Genomic DNA, 19,038 nt, shown 5'->3' on the forward strand with positions numbered 1-19,038 from the left:
TTAGAGTTAGTGTAACTATCTATGTAAAGTTTTGTATCAGTATTCAACATTTCTGCTGCTGGAGTCATATTAGATGGTTTTCGCTATGTGTCCAGCAAGATAATGAGTTGCATTGCCAAAAGTTTACCCGTAACGGCGATTTGGTGACATCTTAATTGGATATTGGAAATTTGGGATAAAGAAAGTGTTTTCCCAATGACAAATGACAAATGACGAATAACAAATGACTAAAAAACAAAAATTTCCTTACCTAGTTGGTTCTAAATGGACAGCACAGCGAAAAGTTGATGGCTGGCGGCACTTCCAAGTTGTCAATCGTAAAAATCAGGCTAAGTGGGTTTACGCCGAAATGGTTGCTGCTTGCGATCCGAAAGTCCGTTTTTGGATAAATGCCAAATTATTACAAGATAACTCCCAGTGGCAAGCTGGCTGGCAAACATTACAGGAAATCCACGGACTTGAAACTGAGGTGTCCTGATTTGCCTCCTTCCCAGTATCTTCCTGAAAATGCCCATTAATAGGCTGCCGCCCTGTTCACAGGCGGCAGCCGAAATAATTTAATAATCTTAGACAATATCTGGTAATTTAATAAATTTTTACAAAATCACACTAACTTACTCTCAAGCAGCAACTAAACAGTCTTAGCTATCGGTTGAAAACTGGCGATTTATCTGCGATACCTTCGGTGAGCTACGCTAACGCAAATTCCAGTAGTATTTCCAGGATCAGGCTGCATATACCTCTCTTTCCCCTTGACCCTGCGCCCCAATGCCTTGAAAACACGTTGTAAAAACATCAGCTAATTCTATGAAAAGCATTCAAAAAAGCAGATTTAAGATTTTTTTATTTTGTAACTCTTTTTATAAAAATAAGTAATAAAATTTTTTTAATGGCTCTTTTGAGAGCTTTTAAAGTCTTTAAGCCTTATAAAAATCCCAATAGTCATAATTAAGCTTTAATTAATCGGATAAGACCGTTTTTCAGATTAGGAGCCGCTTTCTTTTCTAGGTAATTTGCCCAATAATGACATCAACAGACCTCACGCATCGCCATCTCAGGAAAGGTGAAGGCAAATGTTTGAGCCACAAGTTTGACAAGAAGCTATAAGAGGGAAACAACAGTGAAACTAGCAGTCTACGGAAAAGGTGGTATCGGTAAATCCACAACTAGCTGTAATATATCCGTCGCCCTAGCTAAACGTGGCAAGAAAGTGCTGCAAATTGGCTGCGACCCCAAACATGACAGCACCTTCACCTTGACTGGGTTTTTGATTCCCACAATTATCGACACCCTCCAAGAAAAAGACTATCACTACGAAGATGTCTGGCCAGAAGATGTAATTTATAAAGGCTACGGCGGTGTTGATTGCGTAGAAGCTGGTGGCCCACCTGCGGGTGCTGGATGTGGCGGCTACGTAGTCGGCGAAACCGTAAAATTACTTAAAGAACTCAACGCCTTTGATGAGTACGATGTAATTCTCTTTGACGTTCTCGGTGACGTAGTTTGCGGTGGTTTTGCAGCACCACTCAACTATGCAGATTACTGCCTGATTGTTACAGACAACGGCTTTGATGCTTTATTTGCTGCCAATCGGATCGCTGCTTCAGTCCGCGAAAAAGCAAGAACTCACCCACTGCGTTTAGCGGGGTTAATTGGCAATCGCACCTCCAAGCGCGACTTGATTGAAAAATATATAGAAGCAGTGCCCATGCCAGTTCTAGAAGTTTTACCTTTAATTGAAGATATCCGTGTTTCCCGTGTGAAAGGTAAGACTTTGTTTGAAATGGCAGAGCAAGATCCTTCCCTAGACTACGTTTGCGACTACTATCTCAACATCGCCGACCAAATTCTGGCGCGTCCCGAAGGTGTTGTACCTAACGACACACCAGATCGGGAGTTGTTCTCTTTGTTGTCCGATTTTTATCTAAATCCGGGTAAACCCCAGGTTCCTAATTCAGAAGAAGAACTAGACTTGATGATTGTATAAATCACCAAGTTCTCAGGATGGGGGACAATAACATGGCATTCTTTAACAGCTTTACGGATTCAATAAAGCAAAAGTGGTTGCAATTTTTCCAGAATAATCGAGACTGGATTACCCTCCACATGGAAGTGGAATCGGTGTACACCCCTGATGGCGGGAAGCGACCACCTTCCTACCTCATCCTGGGAGTTCTTAACGCCCTAGAGCCAAAACTAGCGCAGTTAATGCTGCCCTTTGCCAAACTTAATCCTGACGCCGATACCCTAATTGAGGTGCTGGATTTGCATTTTGACCCAGATTTAGCTCTCGGTAATCGCTTCGTCATCAACCCAGAAGTAGAGAGATACGTAGAAGCAGCAGCAACTGTCATTGATGAAAACCCTGAAGATGAAACATTGACACACGCTCATACAAATGGCTTTGCGTCGGTGGCGGTAGTTCAAGAGTTCGCAATGGGGGATTCTGAGGATGAAAGCCTGAGAATCAGCGAGTTGGAAGAAACGGAAAATGGCTTTGGCGATATTTCCTTAACCAACGGACACAACTCAATAGATGAGTCTTTCCAAAGCTCTAGTTTAGAAGCAGATGAGTTTGGGGAAATTGCTTTCGATACAACAGCTACAACGGAAATAAAGCTGGATGAAGACGAAGACGAGGGGCTTGGAGATATTCCGCTAGATGCGAATGCGTTTAAAGACGTGTTATCAGATGTCTGGGGTGATGAAACAGCTTTACAAAAGGCTGAAGAAAGTAACGATTTTTTGGGGGAAGAACTGCCAGCAGGCGTTTTTGATGAATCAGAAATTGCCCGCCTCTTCCCCAACGCTTAATTATTGCCGTTCTTCGCAATTTTAAGGTTTAGATTTGGGGTTTTGGATGAGGAATTAGGGAAATTGTCGTTAGACAGCGGATACTTTTGTTGTCCCAACCTTCAATCCAAAATTATCAATCTAAAATCTGAAATTGGTTGAACTGCCATTAAATATCAAGGGGAGAAAAAACCAAAATGACTGTCGCTCAACAACCAGAAGCTTTAAGCTTTGAATGTGAAACCGGGAATTACCATACCTTTTGCCCAATTAGCTGCGTGGCGTGGTTATACCAAAAAATTGAAGATAGCTTCTTTTTGGTGATTGGGACAAAAACTTGTGGCTACTTCCTGCAAAACGCGATGGGGGTGATGATTTTTGCTGAACCCCGCTATGCAATGGCAGAGTTGGAAGAGGGCGATATTTCGGCACAGCTGAGTGATTATGAAGAGTTAAAACGGTTGTGCTTGCAGATTAAACGCGATCGCAATCCTAGTGTAATTGTCTGGATTGGCACTTGCACCACCGAAATTATTAAAACAGATTTGGAAGGCTTGGCACCGAAGCTAGAATCTGAAATCGGAATTCCCATCGTTGTAGCGCGGGCAAATGGTCTAGATTACGCCTTTACCCAAGGGGAAGACACCGTATTAGCAGCAATGGCTAACCGTTGTCCTGATAAGGCTCCGGTGGCGGAAACAGAGAAAAGCGAACGCAATGCGATCGCTAAATTGCTCAACTTCGGTAAGAAGAAAGAAGATGTTGCCCAAGATGAATCTGAGTACGTAGATCATCCACCACTAGTTCTCTTTGGCTCCCTTCCCGACCCCGTAGTTACTCAGTTAACCTTGGAACTGAAGAAACAAGGCATCAAAGTTTCCGGCTGGCTACCCGCGAAGCGCTTCACAGAATTGCCAGTATTGGAAGAAGGATATTATGTCGCTGGTGTCAACCCCTTCCTCAGCCGCACAGCTACCACCTTAATGCGCCGCCGCAAGTGTAAACTCATTGGCGCACCCTTCCCCATTGGTCCCGATGGTACACGCGCTTGGATTGAGAAAATCTGCTCGGTGTTCGGTATTACTCCCAAGGGTTTGGATGAACGGGAAGCCCAAATTTGGGCAGGCTTGGAAGATTACGTGAAACTGATTCGCGGTAAGTCTGTATTCTTCATGGGTGATAACTTGCTGGAAGTTTCCCAAGCAAGATTCTTGATCCGTTGTGGGATGACAGTTCACGAAATCGGTATTCCCTACATGGATAAGCGCTATCAAGCTGCTGAGTTGGCATTGCTGGAGAAAACTTGCCAGGAAATGAATTCACCTCTGCCAAGGATTGTGGAGAAACCAGATAATTACAATCAACTTCAACGGATTTATGAGTTGAAACCAGATTTGGTAATTACTGGTATGGCTCACGCTAACCCGTTGGAAGCACGCGGTATTAATACAAAGTGGTCTGTGGAGTTCACTTTTGCTCAAATTCACGGCTTTACGAATGCGCGTGACATGTTAGAGTTGGTGACTCGTCCGTTGCGTCGGAATAATAATTTGAAAGATTTGGGTTGGGATAAGTTAGTGAGAGAAGAAGCAAAGATTTAGATTTGGGTTTGGATTGAGCAACAGCATAATAGTATATTGGGGACGAACTTTTGGGTTCGTCCTTTTTTTTACGAACCGCAGAGGCGCAGAGAACACAGAGTAAAGAGGAGAAATTGGAATAATCAAAGATGCTAAAATTTTGATATTACTCTTAGCTTTTTACTTTTTAACTTAATGGAAGTTACCAAATTGTCTCCCCAATGACAAGTAATTATTCCCGCATCTTTGCGGGAAGCTCATCAATAGGAAGTAGGTCAAGAATTTATTATTATTGATATGGGTGATGGAATTATTTTAAAGCCTAAGAAACCTTTTGCAGAAACTAAACTAGATGATGTAGCAGGTTGTTTAAAATATCAAGGAGAACCCAAAACTCTTGAGGATATGGATAATGCAATTCGCCAAGGTATAGAGAAATTGTGATTTAAAAGTAGAAAACTGGCTCAAACCTGATTAAAAAAGCTAACAAGTTTCTATTCCCTAACTCCAGAACTCACCATGACTCAAAAAACCTATCAACTCCCCTTAACCTTCGAGCAAATTCTTAATCTTGTCCTACAACTTCCCGCACAAGAACAAGAACAACTTATTCAAGAAATAAAGAAAACCTCTTCAAATAATAAAGATGAAGATTTACTTAGTGTTTTTGACCGAATCGGCAGAAATGCTCAAGCCAAAGGATTAACCGAAGAAACTTTAGAAGAATTACTTGCCGATGAATCATAAACTAATTGTCATTGACACAAATGTTTTACTTAGTGCTGCTCTAAGTCCTAATGGAACAGCCCGTAAAGCCCTAGATAAAGTCTATAAAGAATTCAAAATTGCTCAGAGCGATGAAACTTATCAAGAATTAAACACACGAATTTACAAACGTAAGTTCTATAAATATATCTCAGATGAAGACCGACAAGATTTTTTGGAAATATTTAAAAAGTACAGTCAATTAATAGAAATAAAATCTCAAATAAACATCTGTAGAGATCCAGATGACAACAAATTTTTATAACTTGCTAAAGATGCCAATGCAGAATTTTTAATCACAGGAGATCAAGACCTTTTATCACTCAAGACCCTAGCCGAATATCAAAACCAGATTATTACTCCCAAAGACTTTCTTGACCTTGATTAATTCATCTTTAATCCTATAATTAGTTCAGATGGAAGGCTGTAACTCTAAAGGTTTGGATGGAATTATATACATTAATTCTGCGCCCTCAGGTTTAATTTCTGTAGACGGACTTAATTTAAGCCAGTCATGAAAGCTGATTCCTAGTTGGGATATTGCTTGCAATTCTGTCTGGTAAGATTCAAAGCGGCGATTGGTTTCAATCATAGATTCTATTACTTCAAATACTTGGGGAAGACGTTTATAAGCTTCTTTTTCAAATCTCCCTGTGAATGGAGTAGGATTTCCTCCGAATATGCCCCATTGAATTTCACTACGATCTACAATTGCCGATGGAAGTGATGATAACCATTCATCATGACTTTGAGTTAGTTTAAACATATTCTCGCGTTGCATCTCGAAAACTGTATTTTCATTAAAATTTGGGTCAATCCATTGGTAAATTTGGGTTAGTTTATGTAAATCAATCTGACTTTTAAACTGAGGATGTAAGTATGCTGCTGGATTAGAAGTAAGCATGAGTTCAATATATTTGTGAAGCAGCAACCTGATAAATTTTGCTCCTTCTTGAAAACGACGAAGCGCTGTTTCATGTTCTTCTAGTTCTAAATGACAACGTGCTTCCGCAATATAGGCTAGAGATAATGTCAGTATATATTTGTCAATAATTGGGCTTTTCTGGGAAAGTTCATTAACTGTGTAATCTTTATAAATATGTTCTGCTTCTAAGAAGCGATTGATAGCTTGTAAGGCACTGCTTCTACGATTTTCAGGTTTAGTCATCGTGAAAGCATTAAGTGCTAATTCTATTCCAGCATGGAAATTAGCATAGAAACTCAGGTCAATTTTGCGGTTGACTTTGTTCAATAGTTCTTCCGCTTGTTTTAGGCATTTTTCTAGCTCATTAAGGCGCTGTGCTATTACAGCAAACCCCATTACTGAAACACCTAGATTAAGTACGCTAGCAGCAGTAGTTACTTGCAAAAAACCTTGAGTGAATTGTAGATTCTCCCCAATTTCCCCTAACTGATTTTCAATCCCAGCTAAACGTCCATTGACATCGGCGAATCCTTTCCCCGAAATAGCTGCATTAGCAACTGTTCCAATCAGATTTACCCCTGAAACAGCTATATTACCTAAACTTGTTTGTTCAACTCCACCCAAGCGTCCACTGACATCAGCTAATCCTTGTCTTGTAGCAGCAGCATTTGCCCCAGAAGCAACAAGATTTGCACCAGAGAAAGCAAGGTTGAGTAAATTGTTAGGGGAAGAACTTAGTGCTGAAATTGGAGAATTATTGGATTCTCTTAACCAAGTAACAATATGTTTGCTTGTTGCGTTTATAATTACACCTCCTACCCTTACTAAAGTTCCATCTTGCAGTCCTTTGGCAATCCAACTGGCAAGTGTAAAAGTTACTGTCAATGGTATAGTCATAATCTTCTCTTGATTGCTAAAATATCTACACTTTACTCAGTATTCCCCCATTGATATGTTGTCTAACAATTCAACTAATACTAATGCGAGTTCAATTCTGTCTAATCGCGATCGCTCTTTTTAACGAACCATCCACGCCAACAAAGAAAAGCGATCGCTCTTATTAACCAGAAGATGCAGAGCGATCACAGATACAATCATAAGTAAAAGGCAAGCTGGTAGAAAATGGCTGAAATTATCACCTTTTAACTAACTAACAGCAAAATCTGTATATTTACGCACAGATGGCAACTGAAAACCTAAAACAATATCTTCTTTTGGGACACCTAATTCAACCAATTCATTAGCAATTCCTACCTCTGTCCCATCTTGCTGAATCCAGATTTTCTCGTCAATAATATCTAAATGGAGAACAGGTCCATATATGCGGTCTTGCTCGCGCCAACCTACATAAACTAATTGATAACGATCGTGTTCTGTATCAAAAATTGTCTGTGCTTGAATGCGATTATCCCAAACAGTACTAGCGTGTTGTTGAAGCAAATTCTTAATATATTTTCGATATTCTTCTAGCTTTGCCATTCTGCGATCGCCTCCTGTTCAATATTATAAATTAGTAAACAGAGCTGATTAGTTTTAATTACAGATTGGATAAATGGAAGAATAAAAAACTCATTGTAAACAGTACTAGGAACTGCTAAATATAAGATACGATTAGCTTCTTGTTTTTGTAAAGCAATTCGGTAAATAATAAATTGTCCTAATGCAGCATAAAGTTCTGTGATTTTTGACGGACTTAGAAAACTTTTAATTTCAACAGCTATTTTTTGTCCTTGTTTTTCGGCTGCAATAACTTTTTCTGCTCCTAAATCAACATATAATTCAAGGGTTCCTGCCTGTAGAGCATAAGGATCGTGAGTGATTAACCAGCCATCTTTCTCAAGTGCTGTTTTGACAACTGTATGAAAGGCATCTTTTGCAGACACACGTTTAATTCCAATTTATGGCGGTGCTTGATTTAAGAATTTCCATTTTGTTAATACATTGACAACCTAGCGAAACTTTTTTTAACTAAATTTAATATAGTTCTGTTTTTTTTCGCCTGTCTACTTACTCCAGATGCAGAAGAGAAGAGGATTGAATGAACCGCAGATGAGAGAGCGATCGCCCCATCACCCAATAACTTCGATAAAATCACTATGGTGCTAGTTAACCCCCCCTAAATCTAATGAAAAGCGATATCTCCGATGGGCTACGCCTACGCCCTTCTTCCCAACCTTCCCTTCAACGTCCTGAACTACTCGCGCCAGCAGGTAATTGGGAATGTGCTAAAGCTGCTGTGGAAAATGGGGCAGATGCGATTTACTTCGGTTTGGATCGGTTTAACGCCAGAATGCGGGCACAAAATTTTACTGAGGCGGACTTACCCCAATTGATGGCATTCCTGCACCGTCGGGGCGTAAAGGGTTATGTCACTGTCAACACACTCATATTTCCTAAAGAACTAGTAGAAGCACAGCAATATCTCCGCACAATTATTGCAGCAGGTGTGGATGCAGCGATCGTTCAAGATATTGGTATATGCCGTCTCATCCGTCAACTTTCCCCCGATTTTCCCATCCATGCTTCCACGCAAATGACAATTACCAGTGCGGCTGGGGTGGAATTTGCCAAATCTCTTGGTTGTCAATTGGTGGTGCTGGCGCGTGAATGTTCTCTCAAAGAAATCAATAAAATTCAGCAGCAGATTGCCCTACAAGAAACGTCGCTGCCCTTGGAAGTTTTTGTTCATGGTGCTTTGTGCGTGGCGTATTCCGGCCAGTGTTTGACTAGCGAGGCTTTAGGTGGACGTTCTGCTAACCGAGGTGAATGTGCCCAAGCTTGCCGGATGCCCTACGATCTAATCGCTGATGGGGAAGTTGTAAATTTAAAAGAGCGCAAATATTTACTCAGTCCTCAAGACTTAGCAGGGTTAGATGTTCTGCCCGATTTGGTGAAATCAGGAGTAACCTGTCTCAAGATTGAAGGTCGCCTGAAAGCTCCAGAGTATGTTGCTAATGTCACCCGTGTTTATCGGCAGGCTTTGGATGGGGTGATGACGGAATTGGAAAGACCTAACCCGCTAACCCCCTTCCCTACGAGGGAAGGGGGAATAAAAGCTCTCCTCTCCGAAACGGAGAGGGGCTGGGGGAGAGGTCAATCAGACCAAGAACACTACAACTTAGAAATGGCGTTTTCTCGCGGACTGTACACGGGTTGGTTTGGCGGGATTAATAATCAGGAACTAGTTCACGCCCGCTTTGGTAAAAAACGTGGGGTTTATTTAGGTGAAGTCAGCCGCATTCACAACGAGGAAGTAACAGTCAAATTGGAAGCGCCTGTCAAGCCAGGGGATGGAATTGTATTTGACTGCGGTCATCCAGAGGCGAAGGAAGAAGGCGGGCGAGTTTATGGGGTGGTTTCCAAAGGTAAGGAAAGTGTGCTGACCTTTGGTAGAAATGACCTAAACTTGCGCCGAGTGCATATAGGCGATCGCATTTGGAAAACCAGCGATCCAGAACTCGATAAGCAAGTTCGTCAGAGTTTTGCTGGCGAGAATCCCCAATTTCAGCGTCCGATTGACTTGGAGATTTATGGAGAAGTTGGTCAGGCGTTGATTGCGATCGCCCGCGATCAAATCGGTAATATTGTACAGGTAGAATCTGCAATTTCTCTGGTGGAAGCTCACACCAAACCACTAGATACAAAGCGTTTACAAGAACAATTCGGTCGTCTCGGTAATACACCTTTCTGTTTAGGAACACTAACCAACCACCTCAGCGGCGCTATTATGCTACCCGTCAGTGAGTTGAACCGGATGCGGCGGGAAATGGTAGCACAGTTGGAAGAATTGCGAAGTCAACCCAAACGCTGGCAATTAGCTTCTGATGTCTCTTTCCAAAATTTACTCCCCTCATCTCCCACTCTGCGGGAAGCTAAAGCTACATCTCCTTCACTCATCGTCCTAGTACGAAATCTCAAGCAACTTCAAGCAGCCCTCAAAGCTAGTATTGAAACACTGTATTGTGAGTTTGAAGACCCCCGTGCCTACCAAGAAGCGGTGCAAATGGTGCGCCAGCAACAGCAAAAAAACAAAGCAGAAAATTCTTCACTTTTAACTCATAACTCAGCACTCCCAACTCCCAACTCCCAACTCCCCACAATTTGGGTTGCACCACCCCGAATTACAAAACCTGGGGAAAATTGGATTTTGCAGCAAGTACGTGCCTCGGAAGCAGATGGCTATCTGATACGGAACTATGACCAATTGCAATTCTTTGCAGCAGACCGTTGTATCGGAGATTTTTCGCTCAACGTTGCTAATCCCTTAACAGCAGACTACTTTCAGCAACACTTTGGTTTAGAACGGCTGACGGCATCCTACGACCTGAATATTACCCAACTTCAAGATTTACTCACCAGTTGTCCACCCCAGTGGTTTGAGGTGACAATCCATCAGCATATACCGATGTTTCACATGGAGCATTGTGTTTTTTGTGCCTTTCTCTCGACGGGTACAGATTACACCAACTGTGGACGACCTTGTGAAAAGCAGGAAGTGAAATTAAAAGACCGTGTAGGTAGCGAACACGTCCTTAAAGCAGATGTAGGTTGCCGCAATACTGTATTTAACGGCACTGCTCAAACGGGAGCAGAGTACGTACAGCGTCTGATAGAACTGGGGTTACGTCACTTTCGCATCGAGTTTGTGAATGAAACACCAGAGCAAGTGAGTAAAACAATACATTTTTATAGTCAATTATTGCAAGGTGAGATTACAGGTTCCCAACTTTGGCGCGAGTTGAAGTTGCAAAATCAATTAGGCGTGACTCGTGGCCCTATGGGAGTCTCAGCACTGCGTTCATAATTGATTTTCTGAACGCCCAGCTTGAAAAATCTGTTCGGCGGTCAAGTTTAATTCTGGGAATGTAGGGGATATGATGCGATCGCTTCCCCGAAACAGGTTAACTTGATACTCACCATCCACCAAATAGTAAACGGAAATAGTTGGTTGTTTGGGATTACCTATATACCTTCTACCGCCTAAAGCTAAATAATCAACAATCCAGTATTCAGGAACACCAAAAGTTTCGTAGTCAACCAGCTTGTGTGCATAATCATCCTTCCAATTCGTGCTGACGACTTCAATAACTAAGGGAACCGACGCAGCTTGAGTAACCGTTGAAGACTTTTTCCACATCGGTTCTGCTGAAAGATTCTTTTGATTTATCACAATTACATCAGGCGAATAACCTGATTCTTTGTCAGGAACCTTAACTAGTGCTTGCTTCGGTATGAGGTATGGGAGTTTTAATTGTTTGAACTCTAAAGTGATTTCACCCGCTAAAAAACCATTAATCTCTTCATGATCTCCTACTGGCTGCATTTCAACAATTACCCCATCGTGTAGTTCATAGCGTCCGCCATCTGGCTTCCAATTGAGGAATTCTTCAAAAGCGATCGTTTTTGGTAAGGCTTGAAACATCACACTTACTCCTGATGATGATTCCGAGTTTAGCAAATTATTTGGTATTACTCATTTGACCCTGAGATTCCCTACTTATTTAAGAAGTCAGGGATCTAAGTCGACAGAAAACCTCACCAGATAAACCCAAAAGGGTGAATTTGGAAGATTTTACAAAATTTTGTATCTATTCAAAGAAGTCGGGTATCTTCTCTTTCACAAATGATTTAGGATTGCTATATATCGATTATCGACTTTTAAAAAATTGAGAATCTAACTACTACAATAAAAAGGTTTTATTAGATAAAATTAAAAACCACCATACTTATTTATGAATAATATTTCAACAAGCAATAATTGGGACACTTCCCTTTACGAAGATAAACACGCCTTTGTCTGGCAATATGGCGAAGACTTACTGAAATTACTCAACCCTCAGCCAGGAGAATCCATTTTGGATCTTGGCTGTGGTACTGGACAACTCACAGAAAAAATTGCCCAAGCTGGGGCTGAAGTAATGGGAGTTGATTATGCATCTGAGATGATTGAGAAGGCAAGACAAAACTATCCCCATATCCGTTTTGATGTTGCTGATGCTAGAAACTTTCAAGTAGATAAGCCATTGGATGCTGTATTTTCCAACGCTGTACTACATTGGGTAAAAGAAGCAGATAGCGCGATCGCTTCCATCCATCAATCCCTAAAACCCGGAGGGCGTTTTGTCGCAGAATTTGGGGGTAAAGGGAATATAAAGGCGATCGCCACAGCTTTATACAATGCTTTAGAGTCCATTGGTATCTCTCAAGCACAAGTAGAAAATCCTTGGTATTACCCCAGCATTGGTGAATACGCTAGCCTCTTAGAACATCAAGGCTTTGATGTCATTTATGCTATCCTGTTTCCTCGCCCAACTCCCCTCGCAGAAGGAGAAGCTGGCATAGCAAACTGGATAAAAATGTTCGCCAGCCCTTTCTTCGCCGGACTTTCACCTGAGCAACAAATACAAATAATTCCCGTCGTCGAGGAATATCTGAAGCCAACACTATATCAACAAGGAACTTGGACAGCAGATTATCGAAGAATTCGCATCGTTGCCGTTAAACTTTAAGGTGTGCGAATTTTAACTTGTACATTCATAACGAATGATGAATTAGTATCAGTTATGTATATACCTAAATTGTGCAATCGCCAGATATCGTTTTCATTAGTACTAAGCATTACCCTCACAGCTTTACTAGCCCCCCCCTCACTAGCGCAAACCCGTTCAATACCATCACCTTCTAGTGCGCCTTTAGAACTAGACTTATTGACCAAGCCAAAAGACTATGTAATCACAGCTAACACCATTCATCCAGAACGATTAACCGTTCCCAGCTTATGGTGGGCACAACAAAACTCCGAGAAAAAGCTATTGGATAATTGGATAGCATATCCAACTTCTGGCAAAGAACCTGCACGAGTAGACTTGATCGTGAATCAGCAAATTTGGAGTTTACTAGAGTATGTAGAGCGCTACGACTTCGTAAATCGCTTGGGTAGCGCTGCACGGAACTTTGGTTACAACGTCCGGGTATTTAATTATCAAAAAGAACCCTTGGCAACCTACACTTGCAACTTTAGTATAAGTCCAGCTTTATGCAGTATCCAAACCACTATTAAGAACAAGATCGGTTTACAGCGTTTTTTGTAGCGATTGGGGACTGGGAGAGATGAGGGTGACAAGCGAGAAAAAGGGAAAAGCAGAATAACCATGCCCCATGCCCCATGCCCCATGCCCAATGCCCAATTAAACCTTAATTTTGGCGAATAAAGACTCGTATTGTTTTATTGCGGATGGTGGTAAGGGAAGTAAAAATTCGCTTTTATTGAAAATGTTGCGATCGCTCTCTAACAAACTCCATAATGGTTCTTGGATATCGGAAGCGGCAATATTTGTAGAAATTGGCGAATTAGTTTTAGTCAGCACCGAAATTTGTTTAGCTGTACTTGGTTGCCAACAAAAATCAATCCATTGATCTGATAAAGTATCCTTAGTAATCCCTGCGGGACGTACCCATAAGTCCGCCCAGATTGCTGTTCCTGACTGGGGGATAACTGCGGCAAGCTGCGGATAACGTCCCAAAATAGGCAATACATCGCTTGACCAACCAACCGCTAGCCAAGTGTCTTCCATAATTAGAGGTTCCAAATAGTTATTGGAACTGTAAAACTTCACCTGTTGGTTTAATACCTGTAATTCATTTTCCAAGTCTGGTACTTGGTCAAGATTGTCTGTATTATAAGATTTTCCTAGCTTTTTTAAGACCAAACCAATAACTTCTCGTGGTTGATTGAGTAGGGAAATACGCTGCTGCATTCCATCTCGCCACAAATCACTCCAATCTTTGGGTGTCCATCCCAATTTTTGCAACTTGTCACGGTTATAAACAATTACCGTGCTACCCCACCTGTAAGGCGCACCCCACACCTTCCCTTGAGTATCCAAAATACCTTGTTCGTTGCGCGTTACCAGTTGTTTCCACCTTTCATCTAAAGTAGACCACTGCTTTAATTGGTTTCCCTGCACTTCTTGGAGTGGTTGAATCAATTTCTGCTCAATAGCTGCTTTTAGCCAGTAATCTCCCAATGTTACTAGGTCTGTATCAGCCGTTTTTTGACCTTGACCTTGCCTAAAGGGTATAAAGCGGCTCCATCCCTGCTCATCGCTGGTCTTTGGCTTCTGCTGCCAATTTTGTAATTGTTGAAATAAATCCTGTATACGCTCAACTGGAGCAAACTTTAACTGCACCCGTTGCTGCAAACCTTTGTGGAACTGATTCACCACCTGACCAGGTATAGAACCTTTTAATAGCTGTACTTTTAGTTGTGTCTGCTTGTTTCCACCACAGCCAAAAAGCAGTTGTGAAAGTGCCAGTGTGCTTGTACCTAGCAAAAAAGACCGTCGATCCATTGATTTTGGATTTTAAAATTTTTGATTATACCTAATATTAAGCAGAGATTCACCAGTGGCTGACTAGCTGAAAAAGTGGATCTGGAGAATTATCGGTATTTTTTCTTGAGAATACGGGTAATTTTGAATATTTGACTCAAATTAGCGATTTTTTGTCAAATTTCTACCTAAAGATTAAATTTTATCCATAAATTTACTTGGTGGTACTTATGGTGAACCCTTACTTATATTTAGAAGTAATGATTTAAATGTCACATTTCCAGCAAAAATTATCAATACTTAAATAATCCATAAGTATCGTTAAGGTTGGGAGTAAATTGAATAACATAAAGAAAATGTACGGATAAAGGTATTAAATGGAGCTATTACAGCAGCAGATCCTGACTTTAAGCCAAAAGCTGGATGACCTGTGCCAAGTAATTGAGCAGCTTGATGGTAAAGTCACTCAAACTTTCTCAGAGTGTTCTTTAGCGAATACACAAGCAAAGGATAATTGCCAACAAAATGGTGCAGCTGGAGGCTACCAGTTTAAAGGACGTAACAATTTAAATCCAGAAATGGAACACAAGGATGTGTTGATAGATGGCATTTATCTAGACATGCATCGTCAAGCTGGAGATAATATAACACCAGAAATTCAAATACAACGACTGACAGCGCAGTTAACAGCAGCGTACAATCGCATTGCTGCTTTAGAAGAACAATTACTTAGAGAGAGAATTCATTAATTTAGCCTGAAGTTCAACGAATAAAAAATAGATTGAGGTAGGTAAGATAAGCCTTTAGGTTCAATATCGAGTGATGGTTTTATGAGCATATACTTAGATAAAAGTAAGTAATCCAGCCATCAAGTTGATAGAAAAGTTAAACACACTATTACATACCTTTACGTAATAGTGTGATATATCTACCCATAGGTTTTTAGTCAATACCTCACTATGAAACAAAAAAACAACCCTAAAACTGGTGTCTTTAGGGTGTTGTCTGGTTTAAAAACCAAGATTTTCTTATTAATCTGTATTTTTCTCATTAGTGTTTTTGGCATCTTGTTATCAAATTGCTTGATGACAAGCCAGACAGCTTTCGCAAAATTGACTTTTTGCAACCTGCTCCTACTCAACCGCTATTGTAAATAAGGGATTCAATCTCAATTGATGAAACGGCAGAAATTTACAGAGATTTCAAGTCGGAAATTCTTAAAACATTTGCAGCCAAAGAAAAGAGTAAACGCAAAACAAAAAAGATTTTCATAAAGCTGTTGAAATATATAAATCTCAAAATGAAATAATTAAATTACAGAGGGTACAAATTTTATTAAAAAGCTTATGTGATACATAGATTGTTTCAGAACTCATATTTTTCTGAGTCTACCAATCCCACGCTTTTATCTAGCACTATCTTTATGTTTTAGTTATAGAAAATCTTTAGTTACTCTAACTATAGAATCTCCATTTATATAATTTGAAGTATAATTGGGCGTTAATGGTAGATTATCACCCGATTCTAGTACTAAAATAACCCGAAAAAAGTATTCATCTATACTAGTATCAATCCGCTCAAGCTTAACATCAGTAATCTCGTTCAACGCTAAGAATTAATGAGATGCTGTACTTAGCCGTTCAAGTTGGGCTTCAATGGCTGCCAAAAGTTGGTGTTGCTGCCAATCTTGGCTAAGATGAGCGGCTATGCAAGCGGCTCCAGCGCCCATACCTTCTTTTACAAAGCCTTGCTCATAAGCTCTGAGTTGGGGATAACGAGAATCAGCAAAGCTCAGATGAGTTGCTAATAGAGGAGGGGTTCCTACAGTCGGAGTTAAGCTGTTTTTTCCTAAGTTGAGGGCTAAGTCAACTGTAGCCCCAGTAGGATCTTCAGCCACCCAGCGGGTTGTGCCTACAACTACTGCTTCTGGTTGCCATGATAAGGCGTAAGCTTGAGCGATCGCACTCATCAACGCATAAACCGCCAGCATTTGCGTCCCTCCAGCCAGCATTACACCACAACTACGGCTAGCAGCGATCGCCATCCCAGCTACCACCACTTGCATCGGATCGCCCACGGCGGCTACGAGTTTTAGCGGATCTACAGAATTTTGGATTTGAGATTGAAATATCTTATCCTGCTCCCTGCCCCCTGCTCCCTGCCCCCTGCTCCCCCTCATCTTCTCCAGTCCAGCTTGCACTAGTGACCACTTTTGCGAGTGGTTACAAACAGGGTGGCTACTGTTAACTTTTCCGGCAGCATCTATACCTAAACCAGTTAAGATTGCCAGGGCAGTTGTAGTACCTCCGACGACGCACTCACCAACAATCAGATACCCCTGTTGAATATTGGCAACTAGGCGTTCTCCCCAAAGTAGACCTTGTTCAAACAAGTGGTGTACTGTGGTAATTTCCATCGCAGCACCTCCACTTAAACACTGAGCAGGAGCGCCACCTAAATCAATTACTGGCACAGCAGGAGGCTGAGGTAAACCCGCATTAAATAAATGAATTGGTATCTTTAGTGACTCAAAGACAGCGCGAGAAATCAACACAGGTGAAGCTCCAGCCGCCAATGGTGGTAGGGGATATTGGGCTTTATGTTCTGGGCCGTAATACAAAAACTCAGCATCGGCACAAGCAGTATATTTCCGATCCTCTGGAGTGCGACCAGCTGCTGAAATCCCTGGAATTAAACCAGTTTTAGTAAATCCTAAAACACAAGCAAATACGGGTAGACAACCACGATACCTTCGCAGCCATTGTTCACCCTGTTCTTTTTGCGTATAAATACGAATTTGGGAATTGGGCATGGGGCATTAGTTATTAGTTAGGACTGATCGTTTAACCAATGACAAATGACAAATGACTAATAACTAATAACTATCCTTCATAATCCATGAGAACTTGTACCCAGTGTGGTGGGCGGGGAATAGGGTTTCCCAGGCGGTCAAAAAGCAACCATGCTGCCAGATGTACCACAAAAAGGTAGATAAAGTTGTTGAGTAAAATTAAAGCGATCGCTCCCACTTGAATCAAAAATACACTTGGACTCGCCAACAAACTCAAGTTAAAAAATACCCACTCAATGAACTCAGTCACCTGGGTAATCACATAAATCCACAGGTCTTCACCCGACAAAATAGACAGCAACCACAGCCTAAAAAAGACTCCTAAAGTACCCAATAGCGTACCCAGAGTGATAGAAGCAATCCAGGGAAGACGACGACGACACCACGTAGCGCCCAAAAGAACGCCCATAAACCCGTAGGGCATGACAAACAGCAAACTGCGCGCTGGCCCCATCAGTACCGTCAGCAGTAACCCAGAGGTGAGTGCTGCCATCCATGCCGCACGTTTGCCCCAACGCAGATAAACTAGAGCGATCGGCACCGGAAAAAATATCCGCAAAACTGGGCCCAAAGGAAAGTAAAAATTAATAAACCAAATTAAGCTAGCGGTACTGGCTAAAAATGCCGTTTCCACCATCCTCAAGGGCGCATCAGCTTTGATTTGAGGAGGCATTAACTGTTGTTCTTTATCTAACCAATGATTCTGAGGAGTTGGAGCTTCAGAGGATGGATCTTCCTCCGGTTCATCTGGGAGAGAATCTAAAATACTCATATCTGACAAGTTTTTAAACGATCATTCTTTCTAAGGCTGACAAATCGGGAATACAAATAGTGTCTTGATCCCGTTTAATCAAGCCTTTTTTTTCTAGCCTTGTCAACACTCGTGTCACGGTTTCCCGCGCCAGTCCGCTCAAACTACTCAATTCCCGATGAGGTAAATTGGGGATTTCAGTTCCGGTTTGCCCTTTTTTTCCCTGTCCTTCTGCCAAAAATAACAACGTATCTGCTACCCTTGACTGGCTATCAGATTCCCGCAACCGCAATCGGCGATTTACTTGCCGCAAACGTCGTGCCATTAGTTGCGCCAATCGAACTCCCGCCAAGGGTTCTATCTGAAGTAATTTGACAAAATCCTGAGCAGGCATACTACCAATTACCGTTGGGGCCAAGGTAATCACATCGGTGGATCGAGGTGCTTCATCTAGCGCCGCCATTTCACCAAACAATTCACCTTTGCCAATAATATTCAGCGTTACCTCTTTTCCTTCCAAATTGTAGGTGCGGATTTTTACCCATCCGTCCATAATAAAATACACAGAACCACCCCAGTCATTTTCTAGCAGAATCACCTGATTGGCTGGGTGAGTGCGGGTAACAAGATGGGTGAGGGCTGATTCCACAGCAGTTTCTGGCAACCCTTGAAAAAAGGGAGCGGAGGCGATCATCCAGGAATTAGCCTGTGCTTGCAAGCTATATCGATCTTCCATTACGACATCTTTAATTCAAGCTGCTATGTACACACAAAAAACAGGAGTGCCATTTGTAGCCTAAGCTATCATTGCACAGCTCCCTTTCCAAGAAAAAACTAAACTATGTTACACAAGAAAGCGACAAGAAGTTTTTCTAAATAATCTTTACCTATAAGTTTAAACGGAGTAAAAGTTTTGCAAAAAGTAGTTTATAGCCTGCGGTTGTATTGCTTAGGGGCTAGCTGCACTGCAAACTTGATTAGTTATGAATATAGGCAAACAACATTAATGATACTAAAGGGAGTAAATTATTGCTCAGGTATTT

The 19,038-nt window shown here is 41.5% G+C and carries 18 protein-coding genes and 1 pseudogene; 11 read left to right on the forward strand and 8 right to left on the reverse strand.

The window, feature by feature from the left end; all coding sequences use genetic code 11:
* Positions 1 to 223 precede the first annotated feature (223 nt).
* The 7 genes and pseudogenes from HWQ42_RS23580 (at position 224) to HWQ42_RS23610 (ending at position 5,403) form a co-directional block, all read left to right on the forward strand.
* Complete coding sequence (locus tag HWQ42_RS23580) at positions 224 to 478, forward strand: TIGR02450 family Trp-rich protein (protein WP_292816600.1); 255 nt, start codon at positions 224 to 226, stop codon at positions 476 to 478.
* Between the two features lie 642 nt (positions 479 to 1,120).
* Entirely contained in the window at positions 1,121 to 1,987 is an 867-nt protein-coding gene (gene bchL / locus HWQ42_RS23585; RefSeq protein ID WP_012410753.1) for a ferredoxin:protochlorophyllide reductase (ATP-dependent) iron-sulfur ATP-binding protein, read from the forward strand.
* Between the two features lie 32 nt (positions 1,988 to 2,019).
* On the forward strand, positions 2,020 to 2,814 hold the full coding sequence (locus tag HWQ42_RS23590; protein ID WP_292816602.1) for a DUF5331 domain-containing protein: 795 nt from the start codon (positions 2,020 to 2,022) through the stop codon (positions 2,812 to 2,814).
* Positions 2,815 to 2,990: 176 nt separating this feature from the next.
* The gene (locus HWQ42_RS23595; protein WP_109011964.1) at positions 2,991 to 4,394 is read left to right on the forward strand and encodes a ferredoxin:protochlorophyllide reductase (ATP-dependent) subunit N; all 1,404 of its coding nucleotides are present in this window, start codon (positions 2,991 to 2,993) and stop codon (positions 4,392 to 4,394) included.
* Positions 4,395 to 4,604: 210 nt separating this feature from the next.
* Positions 4,605 to 4,817 (forward strand): annotated as a pseudogene (locus HWQ42_RS23600) (AbrB/MazE/SpoVT family DNA-binding domain-containing protein).
* A 75-nt stretch (positions 4,818 to 4,892) separates the two neighbouring features.
* Positions 4,893 to 5,120: a hypothetical protein gene (locus HWQ42_RS23605; protein WP_094328416.1), complete on the forward strand. Its 228-nt coding sequence runs from the start codon at positions 4,893 to 4,895 to the stop codon at positions 5,118 to 5,120.
* Complete coding sequence (locus HWQ42_RS23610) at positions 5,110 to 5,403, forward strand: putative toxin-antitoxin system toxin component, PIN family (protein WP_292816605.1); 294 nt, start codon at positions 5,110 to 5,112, stop codon at positions 5,401 to 5,403. The genes HWQ42_RS23605 and HWQ42_RS23610 overlap by 11 nt, the downstream gene beginning before the upstream one ends.
* Before the next feature lie 147 nt (positions 5,404 to 5,550).
* Here HWQ42_RS23610 and HWQ42_RS23615 read toward each other — a convergent pair whose 3' ends face one another.
* The 3 genes from HWQ42_RS23615 to HWQ42_RS23625 form a co-directional block, all read right to left on the reverse strand.
* On the reverse strand, positions 5,551 to 6,960 hold the full coding sequence (locus tag HWQ42_RS23615; RefSeq protein ID WP_292816607.1) for a hypothetical protein: 1,410 nt from the start codon (positions 6,958 to 6,960) through the stop codon (positions 5,551 to 5,553).
* Between the two features lie 249 nt (positions 6,961 to 7,209).
* Positions 7,210 to 7,542, reverse strand: coding sequence for a XisI protein (locus HWQ42_RS23620; RefSeq protein WP_292816609.1), 333 nt, complete (start codon positions 7,540 to 7,542; stop codon positions 7,210 to 7,212).
* The gene (locus HWQ42_RS23625) at positions 7,530 to 7,946 is read right to left on the reverse strand and encodes a XisH family protein (protein WP_292816610.1); all 417 of its coding nucleotides are present in this window, start codon (positions 7,944 to 7,946) and stop codon (positions 7,530 to 7,532) included. The genes HWQ42_RS23620 and HWQ42_RS23625 overlap by 13 nt, the downstream gene beginning before the upstream one ends.
* A gap of 242 nt (positions 7,947 to 8,188) precedes the next feature.
* On the opposite strand from HWQ42_RS23625, the gene HWQ42_RS23630 reads away from it, so the two are divergent.
* Positions 8,189 to 10,867 (forward strand): U32 family peptidase, encoded by a 2,679-nt coding sequence (locus tag HWQ42_RS23630; protein WP_292816611.1) that lies wholly within the window; start codon positions 8,189 to 8,191, stop codon positions 10,865 to 10,867.
* On the opposite strand, the gene HWQ42_RS23635 is transcribed toward HWQ42_RS23630, so the two are convergent.
* Positions 10,862 to 11,485, reverse strand: coding sequence for a Uma2 family endonuclease (locus tag HWQ42_RS23635; protein WP_292816612.1), 624 nt, complete (start codon positions 11,483 to 11,485; stop codon positions 10,862 to 10,864). The two genes, HWQ42_RS23630 and HWQ42_RS23635, sit on opposite strands and share 6 nt — an antisense overlap.
* 310 nt (positions 11,486 to 11,795) lie before the next feature.
* Between HWQ42_RS23635 and HWQ42_RS23640 the strand changes: the two genes are divergently transcribed.
* Together HWQ42_RS23640 and HWQ42_RS23645 are read left to right on the forward strand one after the other, a co-directional pair.
* Positions 11,796 to 12,572: a trans-aconitate 2-methyltransferase gene (locus tag HWQ42_RS23640; protein WP_292816614.1), complete on the forward strand. Its 777-nt coding sequence runs from the start codon at positions 11,796 to 11,798 to the stop codon at positions 12,570 to 12,572.
* A 54-nt stretch (positions 12,573 to 12,626) separates the two neighbouring features.
* Complete coding sequence (locus HWQ42_RS23645) at positions 12,627 to 13,154, forward strand: hypothetical protein (protein ID WP_292816615.1); 528 nt, start codon at positions 12,627 to 12,629, stop codon at positions 13,152 to 13,154.
* Positions 13,155 to 13,250: 96 nt separating this feature from the next.
* Here HWQ42_RS23645 and HWQ42_RS23650 read toward each other — a convergent pair whose 3' ends face one another.
* Entirely contained in the window at positions 13,251 to 14,414 is a 1,164-nt protein-coding gene (locus tag HWQ42_RS23650) for an extracellular solute-binding protein (RefSeq protein WP_292816617.1), read from the reverse strand.
* Between the two features lie 356 nt (positions 14,415 to 14,770).
* On the opposite strand from HWQ42_RS23650, the gene HWQ42_RS23655 reads away from it, so the two are divergent.
* Positions 14,771 to 15,142 carry a hypothetical protein gene (locus HWQ42_RS23655; protein ID WP_292729378.1) on the forward strand — a complete coding sequence of 124 codons (372 nt, stop codon included), beginning with the start codon at positions 14,771 to 14,773 and terminating at the stop codon, positions 15,140 to 15,142.
* A gap of 866 nt (positions 15,143 to 16,008) precedes the next feature.
* Here the strand turns inward: HWQ42_RS23655 and cobT are convergent.
* The 3 genes from cobT to HWQ42_RS23670 all read right to left on the reverse strand — a co-directional run bounded on the left by cobT (position 16,009) and on the right by HWQ42_RS23670 (position 18,731).
* The gene (cobT, locus tag HWQ42_RS23660) at positions 16,009 to 17,205 is read right to left on the reverse strand and encodes a nicotinate mononucleotide-dependent phosphoribosyltransferase CobT (protein ID WP_292816619.1); all 1,197 of its coding nucleotides are present in this window, start codon (positions 17,203 to 17,205) and stop codon (positions 16,009 to 16,011) included.
* Between the two features lie 70 nt (positions 17,206 to 17,275).
* Positions 17,276 to 18,016 (reverse strand): DUF2232 domain-containing protein, encoded by a 741-nt coding sequence (locus tag HWQ42_RS23665; protein ID WP_292816621.1) that lies wholly within the window; start codon positions 18,014 to 18,016, stop codon positions 17,276 to 17,278.
* A 13-nt stretch (positions 18,017 to 18,029) separates the two neighbouring features.
* Positions 18,030 to 18,731 carry a Crp/Fnr family transcriptional regulator gene (locus HWQ42_RS23670; protein ID WP_094349203.1) on the reverse strand — a complete coding sequence of 234 codons (702 nt, stop codon included), beginning with the start codon at positions 18,729 to 18,731 and terminating at the stop codon, positions 18,030 to 18,032.
* Positions 18,732 to 19,038: the final 307 nt, after the last annotated feature.

The organism is Nostoc sp. JL23, from assembly GCF_017115065.1.
In the GTDB taxonomy this organism is placed as follows: domain Bacteria; phylum Cyanobacteriota; class Cyanobacteriia; order Cyanobacteriales; family Nostocaceae; genus Nostoc; species Nostoc punctiforme_A.